The sequence below is a fragment of the Pseudomonas sp. RGM 3321 genome (assembly GCF_022836805.1).
In the GTDB taxonomy this organism is placed as follows: domain Bacteria; phylum Pseudomonadota; class Gammaproteobacteria; order Pseudomonadales; family Pseudomonadaceae; genus Aquipseudomonas.
Window position 1 is genome coordinate 20,211 of record NZ_JALHBH010000090.1, and the last position, 14,510, is coordinate 34,720.

General features: G+C 57.0%; 15 protein-coding genes and 1 pseudogene. 11 read left to right on the forward strand and 5 right to left on the reverse strand.

The window, feature by feature from the left end; genetic code table 11:
* Positions 1-56 precede the first annotated feature (56 nt).
* Complete coding sequence (gene gpmI / locus RGM3321_RS04205) at positions 57-1,589, reverse strand: 2,3-bisphosphoglycerate-independent phosphoglycerate mutase (RefSeq protein WP_244391725.1); 1,533 nt, start codon at positions 1,587-1,589, stop codon at positions 57-59.
* Positions 1,590-1,745: 156 nt separating this feature from the next.
* On the opposite strand from gpmI, the gene RGM3321_RS04210 reads away from it, so the two are divergent.
* Genes RGM3321_RS04210 through secB form a run of 3 tightly spaced genes read left to right on the forward strand, consistent with a single transcriptional unit; the run spans position 1,746 to position 2,942 of the window.
* The gene (locus RGM3321_RS04210; RefSeq protein WP_244391726.1) at positions 1,746-2,159 is read left to right on the forward strand and encodes a rhodanese-like domain-containing protein; all 414 of its coding nucleotides are present in this window, start codon (positions 1,746-1,748) and stop codon (positions 2,157-2,159) included.
* 2 nt (positions 2,160-2,161) lie between these two features.
* Positions 2,162-2,413, forward strand: a complete 252-nt coding sequence (grxC, locus tag RGM3321_RS04215) for a glutaredoxin 3 (RefSeq protein ID WP_058400067.1) — start codon at positions 2,162-2,164, stop codon at positions 2,411-2,413.
* A gap of 40 nt (positions 2,414-2,453) precedes the next feature.
* On the forward strand, positions 2,454-2,942 hold the full coding sequence (gene secB, locus RGM3321_RS04220) for a protein-export chaperone SecB (RefSeq protein ID WP_002551468.1): 489 nt from the start codon (positions 2,454-2,456) through the stop codon (positions 2,940-2,942).
* A gap of 285 nt (positions 2,943-3,227) precedes the next feature.
* Here secB and RGM3321_RS04225 read toward each other — a convergent pair whose 3' ends face one another.
* Positions 3,228-3,683: a tRNA (cytidine(34)-2'-O)-methyltransferase gene (locus RGM3321_RS04225; protein WP_244391727.1), complete on the reverse strand. Its 456-nt coding sequence runs from the start codon at positions 3,681-3,683 to the stop codon at positions 3,228-3,230.
* Here RGM3321_RS04225 and RGM3321_RS04230 point away from each other — a divergent pair.
* Positions 3,682-4,122, forward strand: a complete 441-nt coding sequence (locus RGM3321_RS04230) for a hypothetical protein (protein ID WP_244391728.1) — start codon at positions 3,682-3,684, stop codon at positions 4,120-4,122. The two genes, RGM3321_RS04225 and RGM3321_RS04230, sit on opposite strands and share 2 nt — an antisense overlap.
* A 346-nt stretch (positions 4,123-4,468) precedes the next feature.
* Here RGM3321_RS04230 and tauC read toward each other — a convergent pair.
* The 3 genes and pseudogenes from tauC to tauA all read right to left on the reverse strand — a co-directional run.
* Positions 4,469-5,233: pseudogene (gene tauC, locus RGM3321_RS04235) on the reverse strand (taurine ABC transporter permease TauC); the annotation flags it as partial.
* A gap of 107 nt (positions 5,234-5,340) precedes the next feature.
* Complete coding sequence (gene tauB / locus RGM3321_RS04240; RefSeq protein ID WP_244391730.1) at positions 5,341-6,126, reverse strand: taurine ABC transporter ATP-binding subunit; 786 nt, start codon at positions 6,124-6,126, stop codon at positions 5,341-5,343.
* A 25-nt stretch (positions 6,127-6,151) separates the two neighbouring features.
* A complete protein-coding gene (gene tauA, locus RGM3321_RS04245; RefSeq protein WP_244391731.1) occupies positions 6,152-7,129 on the reverse strand; it encodes a taurine ABC transporter substrate-binding protein in 978 nt (325 codons plus the stop codon).
* A gap of 771 nt (positions 7,130-7,900) precedes the next feature.
* Between tauA and RGM3321_RS04250 the strand changes: the two genes are divergently transcribed.
* The 7 genes from RGM3321_RS04250 (at position 7,901) to RGM3321_RS04280 (ending at position 14,510) form a co-directional block, all read left to right on the forward strand.
* A complete protein-coding gene (locus RGM3321_RS04250) occupies positions 7,901-9,259 on the forward strand; it encodes an OprD family porin (RefSeq protein ID WP_244391732.1) in 1,359 nt (452 codons plus the stop codon).
* A gap of 169 nt (positions 9,260-9,428) precedes the next feature.
* Positions 9,429-10,067 (forward strand): peroxiredoxin, encoded by a 639-nt coding sequence (locus RGM3321_RS04255; protein WP_244391733.1) that lies wholly within the window; start codon positions 9,429-9,431, stop codon positions 10,065-10,067.
* A 349-nt stretch (positions 10,068-10,416) separates the two neighbouring features.
* Complete coding sequence (locus RGM3321_RS04260; protein WP_244391734.1) at positions 10,417-11,382, forward strand: sulfonate ABC transporter substrate-binding protein; 966 nt, start codon at positions 10,417-10,419, stop codon at positions 11,380-11,382.
* Between the two features lie 28 nt (positions 11,383-11,410).
* Positions 11,411-12,208, forward strand: a complete 798-nt coding sequence (gene ssuC, locus RGM3321_RS04265) for an aliphatic sulfonate ABC transporter permease SsuC (protein ID WP_244391735.1) — start codon at positions 11,411-11,413, stop codon at positions 12,206-12,208.
* On the forward strand, positions 12,205-13,017 hold the full coding sequence (ssuB, locus tag RGM3321_RS04270) for an aliphatic sulfonates ABC transporter ATP-binding protein (protein ID WP_244391736.1): 813 nt from the start codon (positions 12,205-12,207) through the stop codon (positions 13,015-13,017). The genes ssuC and ssuB overlap by 4 nt, the downstream gene beginning before the upstream one ends.
* A gap of 26 nt (positions 13,018-13,043) precedes the next feature.
* The gene (locus RGM3321_RS04275; protein WP_002555770.1) at positions 13,044-13,259 is read left to right on the forward strand and encodes a TOBE domain-containing protein; all 216 of its coding nucleotides are present in this window, start codon (positions 13,044-13,046) and stop codon (positions 13,257-13,259) included.
* A 132-nt stretch (positions 13,260-13,391) separates the two neighbouring features.
* A complete protein-coding gene (locus RGM3321_RS04280; RefSeq protein WP_244391737.1) occupies positions 13,392-14,510 on the forward strand; it encodes an RHS repeat-associated core domain-containing protein in 1,119 nt (372 codons plus the stop codon).

The window sequence follows — 14,510 nt, forward strand, 5'->3', positions numbered from 1 at the left end:
GCCTGAAACATAAAAAACCGGCCTTGCCTGATGGCTAAAGGCCGGTTTTGACCGGGTTACTCGCTCACGAGGATCGAGTGACCGGTCATTTCCTGCGGTTTCTCCATGCCCAGCAGATGCAGCATGGTCGGCGCGACATCGGCCAGAACGCCGCCCTGGCGAACTTTCAGCTGACGTTTGCCAACATAAACGAACGGCACCGGCTCGGAGGTGTGCGCGGTGTGCGCCTGGCCGGTGTAGTCGTCAGTCATTTGCTCGACGTTGCCGTGGTCAGCGGTGATAAGCGCTTCACCACCGACTTTTTCCAGCGCCTCGGTGATGCGCCCGACACACACGTCCAGGCATTCCACAGCCTTGACCGCGGCTTCCATGATGCCGCTATGGCCGACCATGTCGCCGTTGGCGTAGTTGACGATAATCACGTCATAACGCTGATGTTTGATGGCATCGACAATTTTGTCGGTCACTTCCGGTGCGCTCATCTCAGGCTGCAGGTCGTAGGTGGCGACTTTCGGCGACGGGATCAGAATGCGCTCTTCACCCGGGAACGGTTCTTCACGACCGCCGGAGAAGAAGAACGTGACGTGCGCGTATTTTTCGGTTTCGGCGATACGCAGCTGAGTCTTTCCGTTGTCTGCCAGGTATTCACCCAGCACGTTTTTCAGGCTGCCGGCCGCAAATGCCGAGGGCGCAGGGATGCTTGCCGCGTACTGGGTCAGCATCACGTAGTTGACTTTGGGCTGGCGGGCGCGCTCGAAATCCTTGAAATCGTCTTCGACGAACACGCGGGTCAGCTCACGGGCGCGGTCGGCGCGGAAGTTCATGAACACCACAGCATCGCCGTCCTCTACACGGGCTGGCTCACCGATGCGTGTGGCTTTGACGAATTCGTCGTTCTCGTCACGCCCGTAGGCTGCTTCAAGCCCGGCAACACCGCTGTCTGCGTGAAATTCGGCGGTGCTGTCGACGATCAGGTTATAGGCAGAGGAAACCCGGTCCCAACGGTTGTCGCGGTCCATGGCGAAGTAGCGGCCGACGATTGTGGCGGTGCGACCTTTGCCCAGGCGGGCGAAGGTCGCGTCCATCAGCTCAAGGGATTTCTTCGCGCTGCGCGGTGGCGTGTCGCGGCCATCAAGGAAGGCGTGCAGGTAGATTTTTTCTGCACCACGTTTGACCGCCAGTTCAGCCATCGCAACCAGATGATCCTGGTGGCTGTGTACGCCGCCATCGGAGAGCAGGCCCATGATGTGCACGGCCTTGCCGGCGCTGACGGCTTTATCCACAGCGGCGCAGATGGTTGGGTTTTCGAAGAACTCGCCATCGCGAATCGCTTTGGTCACCCGAGTGAAGTCCTGATACACCACACGCCCGGCACCCAGGTTCATGTGCCCGACCTCGGAGTTGCCCATCTGCCCGTCCGGCAGACCGACATCCATGCCCGACCCGGAAATCAGGCCATTGGGCATGGTTTTGTAAAGACGATCCATGACCGGCATCTTCGCGGCCAGGATGGCATTGCCTTCATGGCTTTCGCTGTGTCCGAAGCCATCCAGGATGATTAGAACCAGAGGTTTTGGCGTGGCAGTCATAGAACCCACTCGATGCTGGTTGAATAAAGAGAGTAACAAAGTACAAGGGAGCGGCATTTTAGGGACAAGTTCAAACGGCGTCACTGCCGTACGGACTTTGGCCCACCTTGGCTGCTGTGTATACTGGCCGACATTTTAACGCCCTGGAACCTACTGATGGTTGCTCACCTGCTTGAATTCGCCACTAACCACTATTTGATCACCGGTGCCTTCGTCATTCTGCTGGGACTGCTGATCGCTTACGAACTGAGCAAGGGCGGTGCCAGCCTGAGCACTCGCGAGCTGACCGCGCTGGTCAACAGCGACCAGGGCGTGGTCATCGACGTGCGCTCGAAAAAGGATTTCACTGCTGGCCACATCGTGGGCTCCCTGAACTTCCCGCAGGACAAGGTGCTGACCCGTACCACTGAACTGCAGAAATACAAGGACAAGACGTTGATCATCGTCGATGCAATGGGGCAGCATGCTGGCACTACCGCCCGCGAGCTGCTCAAATCCGGCTTCAAGGCTGCCAAGCTGTCCGGCGGCATTTCCAGCTGGCGCGGCGACAACCTTCCCTTGGTGAAGTGAACATGGCCCAAGTCATCGTCTATTCCAGCGACTATTGCCCGTATTGCGTACGTGCCAAACAGCTGTTGCAGAGCAAGAGCGTGGCCTTCGAGGAAATCCGTGTTGACGGCAAGCCGCAACTGCGTGCCGAAATGACCAAGAAGGCCGGTCGCACTTCCGTACCGCAGATCTGGATCGGCTCGACCCACGTGGGCGGCTGCGATGACCTGTTTGCTCTGGAGCGTGCCGGCAAGCTTGATGCGCTGCTGGCCTGATTTCCCTTAAACTTTCAGCCCTATCTGACAAGGATCCGAGATGACCGATCAACCGAACAACGGCGCTGTTGCCAACGAAGAAAACGGCCCACAATTTTCCCTGCAGCGTATCTACGTTCGCGACCTGTCGTTCGAAGCGCCAAAAAGCCCGGCAATCTTCCGCCAGGAGTGGACACCGACCGTCAGCCTGGACCTCAACACCCGTCAGAAGCAGCTGGAAGGCGATTTCTACGAAGTCGTGCTGACCCTGTCCGTGACCGTCAACAATGGCGACGAAGTTGCTTTCATCGTTGAAGTGCAACAGGCCGGTATCTTCCTGATCAAGGGGCTGGACGACGGCGCAATGAGCCACACTCTGGGCGCGTTCTGCCCGAACATCCTGTTCCCTTACGCTCGCGAAGCCATCGACAACCTGGTTGTACGTGGCTCGTTCCCTGCGCTGATGCTGGCCCCGGTGAACTTCGACGCCCTGTACGCGCAAGAACTGCAACGCATGCAGGAAGCTGGCGAAACGCCGACTGTTCAGTAAGCGTTACCGCTGCAAGCAAAAAGCGCCTTTCGGGGCGCTTTTTTGTGTCTGTTCAAGAATGGCGGTCAAGAATGGCGGCTGGACCACATGGATGCTTTTTATCGCGAAGGAACCCGACGAAGTCGGGCCGGAAACAGGAGCGAAGGAGTTTGCTCACTTTGGTCCCTCAAAGTGAGTCGCCGAGAGGCGAAAAGGTGACCTGAGTCGAGCCTGAATCTCACTGAATCGCAGAACCGCTATATGATGCGGAGCATCAGTCAGATTAAGCAAATGCCACACTTAGGCCTAAGCAAATCCGTGCTGACGCCACGCCTCATAGACGGCCACGGCCACTGTGTTGGACAGGTTCAGACTACGGCAGCCTTCACGCATGGGCAGTCGCAGACGGTGCTCGCTGCTCAGCGAGTCGAGGATGTCGGCGGGCAGGCCGCGGCTCTCCGGGCCGAACAGAAATGCGTCGCCTGGTTCGAAGCTGGCGTCGTGAAAGGGGCGCGAGCCTTTGGTGGTGAAGGCGAACAACCTAGGGTTGCCGATCTTCTCCAGACAGCTTGCCAGGTCAGCATGCGTCTGCAGCGTGGCATACTCGTGATAGTCGAGCCCGGCACGGCGCAAGCGCTTGTTGTCCAGTTCGAAACCCAAGGGTTCGATCAAATGCAGGATGCAGCCGCTGTTGGCGCATAGCCTGATGACATTGCCGGTATTCGGCGGAATTTCTGGTTGAAAAAGGATGACGTGAAACATGCACGGCTCCGAACGAAAGGACGGGATGCATTCTACCCCTGAAGAGGACCCGAGACCGAAGCTATGGCCGCGAGTTCTGGGTTCGATGGCGATTGTCGGCTTTACCGTGGGCACCATTATCGGTCGTCTGCAGCAACCTGACCCCGTTGAACTTGAGCAGATCGAGGAACTGCCTGCCGGGCTGGCGCTCTGGTTCAATGAGGAGCCGAAGTACCAAGGGGCGACGGTGGATGGCGCTGTGGTGCTCAACGTCGATGCTTCAGGGCGGCCGTGGACGGGCCAGCTGAGGTTCGACAACAGGGTTGCACGCTGGAAGGTGGAGCGAGGTGAGAAGGGATTGGTGCTGACGTTCCTGGCAGCCCGTCCACTTCATGGCGACTGGCGCACGGAGAAGGTGGACGGGCGCTGGAGACTGGAGGTCAGTCTCCGGGAGGAATAAAAGAGGGGAATCCCCGGCCTGCCTGTACCAAGGTCCCCAAAACTGGTGATGTAATACCTATTGCAGAGTGCGTGCCAGTTTTGAGAATTAATCCGAAAGAACAGGCTGACTTAGTCATATCCGGTTAAGCACTTCTTGAGTTCAAAGCCCTTTAACGTCATCAAAGTACTGAATTTATTAAGTATTTTTCATAATAAAAGCCTTGGACTGGTTGATGAGTCAGCCGGTGTGAATGCTCGGCGCAGGCATCTGGGCACCCCGAATGTCGCGCCAGGCCCCGCGATGCGGTATCAGCGCATGCACTCAATTTGCGCACCGCAACGACGCACACACCCATACTGATGCATTAATGCTGCTGACCCTGCCAGGGCACCAGCCTGCGTTGCAGCGCGCGAAGGCCCAGCTCCATGGCAAAAGCGATCACGGCGATCACCAGAATCCCCAGCACCACAACGTCTGTCACTAGAAACTGCGCCGCCGACTGCACCATGAATCCCAGCCCGCTGGTGGCAGCAATGAGCTCTGCGGCCACCAGTGTCGACCAGCCCACGCCCAGGCCGATGCGAATCCCGGTAAGAATGTCCGGGAGTGCGCTGGGCAGGACCACATGTCGAATCAACTGCCAGCGCGTCGCGCCCAGCGACTGTGCCGCGCGCACTTTGGTCGGCTCCACGGTGCGAACGCCGGTAGCCGTGGCAATCGCAATCGGCGCGAAGATCGCCAGATAAATCAGTAGTACCTTGGAGAATTCGCCGATACCGAACCAGATAACGATCAGCGGCAGGTAGGCCAGCGGTGGTATCGGCCGATAAAACTCGATCAACGGGTCGAATATCCCCTGAGCAATGCGGTTATGGCCGATTGCGATTCCTACCGGGATGGCCGTCACAATTGCCGCGCCCAGCGCCAGACCGATGCGTTGCAGACTGGCGTCCAGATGCTGCCAGAGTGTGGAGTCCATGTAGCCCTTGGTTGCCAGCAGCCAGCCTTTGCCCAGTACATCCGCTGGCGGTGGCAGGAACAGCGGTTCGATCCAGCCTCCGGCAGTTACGGCCCACCAAAGAATCAGCAGTACGGCGAGGGTCAGGATGCTGATCGCTCGGGTACTCAAATAAACCTCTGGCCTGTGTGTGGCCGGTCGTTCAGCGAATGGTTTGGCGACGCCGGTCAGTTCGCGGCTATCTATAAGCTCGTGGCTGCCAACAGGCTCAAGGCTACTCATGCACGCTGCTCCCGGGTGCGCTGGGAAAACACCCTGGCCAGCACATGCTCGCGGGTTTCGATAAAGCGCGGGTCGGACTTTATCGCGCGGGCCGATTCGCCAGCGGCGTAGCGACGGCCGAAGTCCAGGTGCAGATGCTCGGCGATACGACCGGGGTTTGGGGCGAGCAGAACAAGGTCGGTGGCGAGGAAAACCGCTTCTTCTATATCGTGGGTTATCAGAAACACCGGCTTGGCGGTACGTTGCCAGACTTGCAGCAATAGCTCTTGCATCTGCTCACGGGTGAAGGCATCCAGTGCACCGAATGGCTCGTCCATCAACAGGATGCGCGGGTCGGCTGCCAGCGCTCTGGCCAAACCGACGCGTTGCCGTTGTCCGCCGGACAGCTGCCATATTCGCCGCTGGTCAAAATCGACCAGATCCACCAGTGCCAACATCTCCCGCGCTCTGGCTTCACGTTCCGAACGGCCGACACCCGCCAGTTCCAGGCCAAACGCAACATTGCCCAACACGTCCTGCCAGGGCAGCAAGGCATCATCCTGAAAAACTACGCCACGCTCTGCGCTCGGCCCCTCTACGGGAATGCCGTCGAGAGTAATGCGGCCGCTGCCGGGTTTGATGAAGCCAGCGATGAGGTTCAACAACGAGGTTTTACCGCTGCCGGAAGGGCCGAGCGCAACCAGCAGTTGCTGTGGACCCAGGCTCAGGTTGATGTCCGCCAGCACGGGTGCCGCGGCACCGGGATACTGAGCGCCAATACGCTCCAGCTGCAACAGCGCCATACGTGTCTCCTTGTGCTGAGAGCGCTTAGCGTGGGATGAACCGGGCGCTGACGTACGGTGAGTAGTCAGGCAGTACCGCGTCGACCTTGCCCTGCTCTTTAAGGAAGGCTGCGGTTTTGGTCACCGCCTCAATGGTCGGTGTACCCAGCAGCGCCGTCTGCTCGGCAGCCAGCGGGTAGACATTGCCTTGCAACAGGCCAGGGACGTCAGACGCCTTGGCGCCAGACAGTCGGGTCAGCTTGTCGACGTTGGCCGGGTTGGCGATCCATGCAGCGGGGTCCTGGCGATACTGGGCGTAGGCATCGAGCGTTACCTTGGTGAAGGCGCTGACAACTTCCGGGTGTTTGCTGGCGAAGTCCTTGCGCACGATCCAGGCATCGAAGGTCGGTGCTCCGACTTTCGCCAGTTCGCCTGAGGTGATCAGCACCTTGCCGGTTTCCTTGGCGACGCCCAGTGCAGGGTCCCAGACGTAAGTGGCATCAATGTCGCCGCGCTTCCAGGCCGCAGCAATGGCGGGCGGCGCGAGGTTGAGGATCGTGACCCTGGCCGGATCGATATTCCAGTGTTTGAGCGCTGCAAGCAGGCTGTAATGGCCGGTGGAGACAAAGGGCACGGCCACTTTCTTGCCGATCAGGTCCTGCGGTGAGTTGATCCCCGAGCCATTACGGGCAACCAGCGCCTCAGCCGCGCCGATCTGCGTGGCTATCAGAAAGGCCTCCACCGGGAGTTTGCGTGTAGCGGCGGCTGTGAACGGACTTGAGCCGAGATAGCCGATCTGTACGTCGCCGGATGCGATTGCGGTGATGACGTCCGCACCATTATCGAACTTGCGCCAGGAGATTTTTGAGGCGGTGGCTTTTTCGTAGGCGTTATCGGCCTGGGCAACCTTGGCCGGGTCGACGGTGGTCTGGTAGGCGACGGTAAAGTCTGCTGCCTGTGCAATGAATGTTGCGCCAGTCAACGACAGCGCAGTCAGCAAGCGCAGTGAAAAATGCAGTTTCATGATGGAGCTCCGAATCGGACGAGCCGAGGACTGGCTGGATAAGGAGACTAAGTGATCTAAGAATCTGAAAATAAATAACTTTTGGGAATTAGCTTATGAAGGGTTTTTAGAGCCATCTGCAGAACCGATCTGCACATCAGGGACCTGTTACGCATCTGCCAATCGGCTCGGGCGTCACGGCCCGGACACCAAAATTGCTTTTTTGTTCGCCTGGGCTACAGTTGAGCGCAAGTTTGAGACGGTAAAAAACGCTGAAAAAGCGTATTTGGAGCAGTTTTCAGAAAATATTTCATGACCGTAGGGCGCTGGCCATCAAAGTGGTGACAACTGTCATATTTCTTCACTAATTTCTCTGAAGTGCCCGTTTTACAAGGCTTTTACTGACAGGCAAATTGCGTTCTGTCGTTGGGGACTATGACCGGTTGGTCGCGATTTGGCCGGTCACTGATACAAAACCAAAAGATCTGACGAACGGTACCGAAATAAATTTTGGGAATTACCCGATTAGGTCGATACACTCCGTGACGTCCTGGCTGACACGAGTTGTGACATATGCCTGATTGTTCTTAGGATCTGCTAAACAGTTCCTTTTGGGCATGAAGAACTTTCACTAACGTGCGGCCACCGACATGCGCGGTCTAGTCAAAAGTCGGGGTGTACAGAATCCATTGACCTCCAGGTCGGGACTGTCACCTATCGCAATATCTCTGGGTCAGGGCCAACGCCCGGCACCGGAGACATAAAAAATTAGATTCACGAGGAGCGTAGTTAATGAAGAAGTCCACCCTGGCCTTGGCCGTAACCGTCGGTGTATTGGCCCAGCAGGCCGGTGCAGCTGGTTTCCTTGAAGACAGCAAAGCGTCCGTTAGTTCTCGTACTCTGTATTTCGACAACGATTTCCGCGAAGGCACTACCCACAACAACCGTGAGACGGCCACCGGCCTGAAATTCGACTACCTGTCGGGCTTCACTCAAGGCACTGTTGGTTTCGGTCTGGACGTCCAGGGATTGGTCGGTGTTCACCTTGATGGTGGCCGTGGTAACCACGCAGCTGCTGCCAACGGCGGCATTCTGCCTACCGACACTGACGGTTCTGCTGTCAGCGAGTGGAGCCGTCTAGGCGCCAACGGCAAGGTACGCTTCTCGAAAACCGAGCTGAAAGTCGGTAATGCACTGGCTCCTAACCTGCCAATCCTGGTCAGCAACGACGGTCGTCTTCTGCCTCAGGCTTTCCAGGGCGGCATCCTGACCTCCAAGGATCTGGACACCGTAACCTTCACTGCGGGCCAGTTGAACAAATCCATCGGCCGCGCATCGAGCAACTGGACTGACTTGTCCATTGCCGGCGCTTCCGAGACTGCCGACCAGTTCCGTTTCGCCGGTGCTGACTGGAAAGTCACCAAAGACCTGACCCTGCAGTACTACTACGCCAACCTGGAAGACTTCTACAAGCAACACTTCCTGGGTCTGGTTCATGTTTACCCGATCAGCGACAACCAGTCCTTCAAGACTGACCTGCGTTATTTCAACAGCAGCTCTGACGGCAAAAACAGCGACGCAGCGACCGGCTACCGTTTCAACAACAACAACGGTTATGCCAAGAACGCTGGCGAAGTGGATAACTCCACCTGGTCCGCCATGTTCACCTACTCCTTGGGTGGCCATGCACTGATGGTTGGTCATCAGCAGGTTGGCGATGACGGCGGTATGGTTTTCCTGAACCAGGGCAACGTCACCAAGAACGGCACCAGCACTTCGAGTCTCGAAGGCAACGGCGGTTCGAGCTTCTACCTGTTCACTGACTCGATGATCAACGGTTTCAACCGCGCTGGCGAGAACACCACGTTCGGTCAGTACTCGTATGACTTCGCCAAGGCTGGTATTCCAGGTCTGAAAGCAGCGATTGCCTACCTGCACGCTGACGACATCCGCGACCGTACTACCGGTAAGGAAGAGTACTCGGAGTGGGAAACCGACATGCGTGTTGACTACGTGATTCAGAGCGGCCCGTTGAAAGGCTTCGGCACCACCTTGCGTCACGGCACCTACCGTGCCGATGGTGATCTGAACAACTCGACCAACACTGATCAAACCCGTCTGATCTTCAACTACACCTACAACTTCATGTAAGTGTATTGAAGTTCAAGGAAACCCCGCCCCGTGCGGGGTTTCTTTTGCCCGGTTTTTGATATTCCTGTCAGGTCTATCAATCATATTATTTATTCTTTTTAACTTTTCTCAGCAGGGCGCACAGTAACGTCATACCAAGGCCTACCCGATAAAGACAAGGAGCAACACCATGACACTGCGACTTGGCGACATCGCCCCTGATTTCGAACAGGAATCCAGTGAGGGGCGTATACGTTTTCATGAATGGCTCGGCGACAGCTGGGGTGTGTTGTTTTCTCATCCGGCAGACTTCACGCCTGTGTGCACCACAGAACTGGGTTTCACCGCCAAATTGAAAGACGAGTTCGCCAAGCGCAGCGTGAAAGCCATTGCGCTGTCGGTGGACCCGGTCGGTTCGCACATCAAGTGGATCGACGACATCAACACCACGCAAAACACCCTGGTCAACTTCCCGATTCTGGCCGATGCCGACCGCAAGGTCTCCGACCTGTACGACCTGATTCATCCCAATGCCAACGACACACTGACTGTGCGCTCGCTGTTCGTGATCGATCCGAACAAGAAGGTGCGTCTGACGATCACCTATCCGGCCAGCACCGGGCGTAACTTCCACGAGATTCTGCGCGTTATCGACTCTCTGCAATTGACCGACAACTACAAGGTAGCCACGCCCGCCAACTGGGTGGACGGTGATGACGTAGTGATCGTGCCGTCGATCAAGGATGAAGCCGAGATCAAGCAACGCTTTCCCAAGGGCTATAAGGCTGTCACGCCTTATCTGCGGCTGACACCACAGCCAAACCGCTGATTTTCGATACACCAAGCGTGGGGTTATTCGGGCCGATTTATCGGCCCTTTTTTATTGTTACCTGCTGCTTGCTGCGTCGCTGGATCAAGCGCGGGCGCAGAGCATGGGCACGATAGTGAGATTATCGTTCCTCACGCTCCAGCCTGGGAATGCATGTCGTGACGCTCTGCGTCACAGGTCCGCAACGTGCAGGCAACGGCACTTCCCTTATATTCATTTATGGAATAACTAAATGAATAAATAAGATTTATAGATATAAAAAAGTGCTGTTAATGTCGTTCCTATTCCCGTCTTGTTCGTCTGTGACTGGCTGAGCAGGCACTACCCAACACCCGCTAAAGGAGCGCATATGCGCACTGTCATTTTGCGTCGAGGCCTTGTCGCTCTGTTTGCTGCTGCGGTCGCGCTTGGCGCGGTCACCCAGGCCCAGGCGGAAGATCTGCGCATCGGTTATCAGAAATACGGCACGCTGGTGCTGCTCAAGGCCAAGGGTTCGCTGGAGAAGCGCCTGGCCGAGCAGGGCGTAAAGGTTCAGTGGACAGAATTTCCGGGCGGTCCGCAGTTGCTTGAAGGTCTGAACGTGGGCTCGATTGATTTCGGCGTGACCGGTGAAACACCACCGGTCTTCGCTCAGGCCGCAGGCGCAGACCTGTTGTACGTGGCTTACGAGCCGCCAGCGCCGACCAGTGAAGCCATCCTGGTGCCCAAAGACTCCCCGATCAACTCGGTCAAAGACCTGAAAGGCAAGAAAGTCGTCCTCAATAAAGGCTCGAACGTCCATTACCTGCTGGTCAAGGCACTGGAAGATGCAGGCCTGAAGTACACCGATATCCAGACTGTCTTCCTGCCTCCGGCCGATGCGCGTGCCGCTTTCGAGCGCGGTAGCGTAGACGCCTGGGTCATCTGGGACCCGTACCAGGCTGCCGCGGAAAAACAATTGCAGGCGCGAACCTTGAAAGACGGCACCGGCATTGTCGACAACCACCAGTTCTATCTGGCGACCAAGCCTTACGCGCAAAAGAATCCGAAGGTGATTCAAGCCCTGATCGAAGAAGTCCGTGCAGTGGGCGAATGGTCCAAGGCCCACCCCGATGAAGTGACCAAACAGGTTGCGCCGTTGCTGGGGCTGCCCGCCGACATCACCCTGACCTCGGTAAAACGTCAGGGCTACGGTGCGCTGTTCATTACTCCGCCGGTTGTAGCGGCTCAGCAGAAAATTGCTGACACCTTCTACCAGCTCAAACTGATTCCGAAGCCGCTCAGCATTGCTGACGTGGTCTGGACACCTCCTGCTGCTGTTGCTCAAGCACAGTGATCGTCAGGCCCTTCGAGGAGACAACTCCATGAGCCTCAGTGCTTCGCAACGCATCATTCACCGACTGGCGCCCTGGGCACTTCCAGTCCTGTTGTTGGCCGTCTGGCAGCTGTCGGTCAGCGCCGGATGGTTATCCACACGCATTCTGCCCGCACCCAGCGCAGTCATCGAGGCGGGTGTCAATCTGGTCGCGAGTGGCGAAATCTGGACCCACCTGGCTATCAGCGGCTGGCGTGCCGGGATCGGTTTCGCCATCGGCGGCGGCATCGGTCTGGCTCTGGGCTTTATCACCGGCCTGAGCAAATGGGGCGAGCGCCTTCTGGACAGCTCGGTGCAGATGATCCGTAACGTGCCGCACCTGGCGCTGATTCCGCTGGTCATCCTGTGGTTCGGCATCGACGAGACAGCGAAGATATTTCTGGTCGCGCTGGGCACGCTGTTTCCGATTTACCTGAACACCTACCACGGCATCCGCAACATCGACCCGGCGCTGGTAGAAATGTCCCGCAGCTACGGTTTGTCCGGTTTCAGCCTGTTCCGGCATGTGATCCTGCCAGGTGCCATGCCTTCGATTCTGGTCGGCGTGCGCTTTGCGCTGGGCTTCATGTGGCTGACGCTGATCGTGGCGGAAACCATTTCTGCCAGCTCCGGCATCGGTTACCTGGCGATGAATGCACGGGAATTCCTGCAAACCGACATCGTGGTACTGGCCATTGTGTTGTACGCCGTCCTCGGCAAACTGGCCGATCTGGCGGCGCGAGGCCTTGAACGTGTATGCCTGCGCTGGCACCCGGCCTATCAAGTGAGCAAAGGCGGTGCCGCATGACCAGTCTGAAACAGCAACCTCCACATTTGCTGCGTGGCATCCCGCTGGCGGTACGCAAGCTGAAAAAAGCGTTCGGTTCCCGTGAAGTGCTCAAGGACATCGACCTGCATATTCCGGCCGGTCAGTTCGTCGCCATCGTCGGCCGTAGTGGCTGCGGTAAAAGTACCTTGCTGCGCCTGCTTGCCGGTCTCGACAAGCCAACCGAGGGTCAATTGCTCGCAGGCTCTGCGCCGCTGGACGACGCTCGCGAAGACACGCGTTTGATGTTCCAGGAGGCGCGTTTGCTGCCTTGGAAGAAGATCATCGACAACGTCGGCCTTGGCCTGAGCGGCGACTGGCGTGCGCAGGCGCTTGAGGCACTTGAGGCCGTCGGCCTGGCCGAGCGTGCCAACGAGTGGCCAGCGGCATTGTCCGGTGGCCAAAAGCAGCGTGTTGCTCTGGCTCGTGCGCTGATTCACAAGCCGCGCCTGCTGTTACTCGACGAGCCGCTGGGTGCGCTGGACGCTTTGACCCGTATCGAAATGCAGCAACTGATCGAAAAACTGTGGGGCCAATACGGCTTCACCGTGCTGCTGGTTACTCACGATGTCAGCGAGGCGGTTGCCATCGCTGACCGCGTGATTCTGATCGAAGAAGGCCAGATCGGCCTCGACCTGTTGGTCGACCTGCCGCGGCCACGTGCTCGCGGCTCGCACCGCCTTGCTGCGCTGGAAGCCGAAGTGCTCAACCGCGTATTGGCCATCCCCGGCTCGCCACCCGATCCGGAACCGTTTTCGCCACTGCCCACGCAATTGCGCTGGGCAAATTAACCCTGATCCCCAAAGGAAGACATGCCATGACTATCAAAGCCATCAACGTTCGCAACCAGTTCAAAGGCACCATCAAGGAAATCGTCCACGGCGACGTACTGTCGGAAATCGACGTACAGACCGCATCGGGCGTCGTGACCTCGGTCATCACTACCCGCTCGGTCAAGGAGCTGGAGCTGGTCGTCGGCAGCGAAGTCATCGCCTTCGTGAAGTCGACTGAAGTCTCCATCGCCAAGCTGTAAACAATGGGTAAAAAACGCTCCGGACGGTCCTGGCCCTCCGGGGTTTTTTGCTTTTTACCTAGCAATTATGTGAGGTAGGCGAAGTATCGGTATTGCTGGATGCTGATGGCTGGTTCTATTTGAAGCATAGCCATGACCTCTTCAGCCCAAGCAGTTTTATGCCGTTATCGCTACGACCCGTTGGACCGTCTGGCTTCCAGCTCGCTGGCGGGGCTGGCTGACGTCCAGCGCTTCTATCAAACGAACCGCTTGGCGACCGAGATAGAGGGCGCGCTGCGGCGTACGGTCTTTCAGCATGAAGACCTGTTATTGGCTCAGCAGCGGCATGTTGATGGTGTGGTAAACACGACGCTGCTTGCGACGGATCAGCAGCGCTCTATCCTGCGGCTTATGGATAAGTCTGGAATTGAGCCTGTGGTGTACAGCGCCTACGGTCATCACCCGGCGGAAAGCGGCTTGACCAGTTTGCTGGGTTTCAATGGCGAACGACGTGATCCGGTGACCGGGCATTATCTGCTGGGGAATGGGTATCGGGCTTATAACCCGGTGCTGATGCGGTTCAACAGTCCGGACAGTTTGAGTCCGTTTGATGAGGGTGGGTTGAATGCGTATGGGTATTGCGGGGGTGATCCGGTGGGGTTTGTGGATGAAACGGGGCATGTAGGTGCCGGGCTGTTAAAAAAGTTATTAGGATTAGGAAAGCTTAAGCTCTCATACAGTAAAAACCCCCCGTTATCACAGTTACAGGGCATGGTTGATGGGCTTCCCGCTACTTCATCTAGCCCTTCGCCAATTGCTTCGTCAAGCGCGGGAGTCTCATCGAGGGGTGCTGGCAATGTCATTTCAGCTAACTCAACTAAAAAATTAAATTTGTTGGCCCCGTCGCATGGTAATAAAGCAGGTTCATCGAGGCCTCGTAAGAACGGAGGTAGTCGGGTAGGCTTTGCCAGCAGAGATCCTGCCGTGGGGAGTGCACGCCAAAAATATCGTGACGCACTTACACGCGCTAGTATTAAAAAGCCTAAGCTTGATAATCCTGTTTATATTGATGGCAGGCTAGAAACTGAAACTTTCACTACGAGAATTGAGTATCTTAAGGCGCAGATTAACTATATGTCTAGTATCAAAGGCTCTGCTGATTACAATAGATTTACCTGGAAGAATAAATTATTGGAATTGAGGCGGGAAAGAGGAAACTATGCTGAGTATCTAAAAAACCCGAGAGAAGAACAAATATCCATTCGGTCGTAA

Coding starts and splice junctions, on each gene's coding strand:
- RGM3321_RS04280 (WP_244391737.1), top strand. CDS start 13,392: ATGACCTCTTCAGCCCAAGCAGTTTTATGCCGTTATCGCTACGACCCG.
- tauA (WP_244391731.1), bottom strand. CDS start 7,129: ATGAAACTGCATTTTTCACTGCGCTTGCTGACTGCGCTGTCGTTGACT.
- secB (WP_002551468.1), top strand. CDS start 2,454: ATGACCGATCAACCGAACAACGGCGCTGTTGCCAACGAAGAAAACGGC.
- RGM3321_RS04225 (WP_244391727.1), bottom strand. CDS start 3,683: ATGTTTCACGTCATCCTTTTTCAACCAGAAATTCCGCCGAATACCGGC.
- gpmI (WP_244391725.1), bottom strand. CDS start 1,589: ATGACTGCCACGCCAAAACCTCTGGTTCTAATCATCCTGGATGGCTTC.
- RGM3321_RS04260 (WP_244391734.1), top strand. CDS start 10,417: ATGCGCACTGTCATTTTGCGTCGAGGCCTTGTCGCTCTGTTTGCTGCT.
- RGM3321_RS04210 (WP_244391726.1), top strand. CDS start 1,746: ATGGTTGCTCACCTGCTTGAATTCGCCACTAACCACTATTTGATCACC.
- RGM3321_RS04255 (WP_244391733.1), top strand. CDS start 9,429: ATGACACTGCGACTTGGCGACATCGCCCCTGATTTCGAACAGGAATCC.
- tauB (WP_244391730.1), bottom strand. CDS start 6,126: ATGGCGCTGTTGCAGCTGGAGCGTATTGGCGCTCAGTATCCCGGTGCC.
- RGM3321_RS04250 (WP_244391732.1), top strand. CDS start 7,901: ATGAAGAAGTCCACCCTGGCCTTGGCCGTAACCGTCGGTGTATTGGCC.
- RGM3321_RS04230 (WP_244391728.1), top strand. CDS start 3,682: ATGCACGGCTCCGAACGAAAGGACGGGATGCATTCTACCCCTGAAGAG.
- RGM3321_RS04275 (WP_002555770.1), top strand. CDS start 13,044: ATGACTATCAAAGCCATCAACGTTCGCAACCAGTTCAAAGGCACCATC.
- ssuC (WP_244391735.1), top strand. CDS start 11,411: ATGAGCCTCAGTGCTTCGCAACGCATCATTCACCGACTGGCGCCCTGG.
- ssuB (WP_244391736.1), top strand. CDS start 12,205: ATGACCAGTCTGAAACAGCAACCTCCACATTTGCTGCGTGGCATCCCG.
- grxC (WP_058400067.1), top strand. CDS start 2,162: ATGGCCCAAGTCATCGTCTATTCCAGCGACTATTGCCCGTATTGCGTA.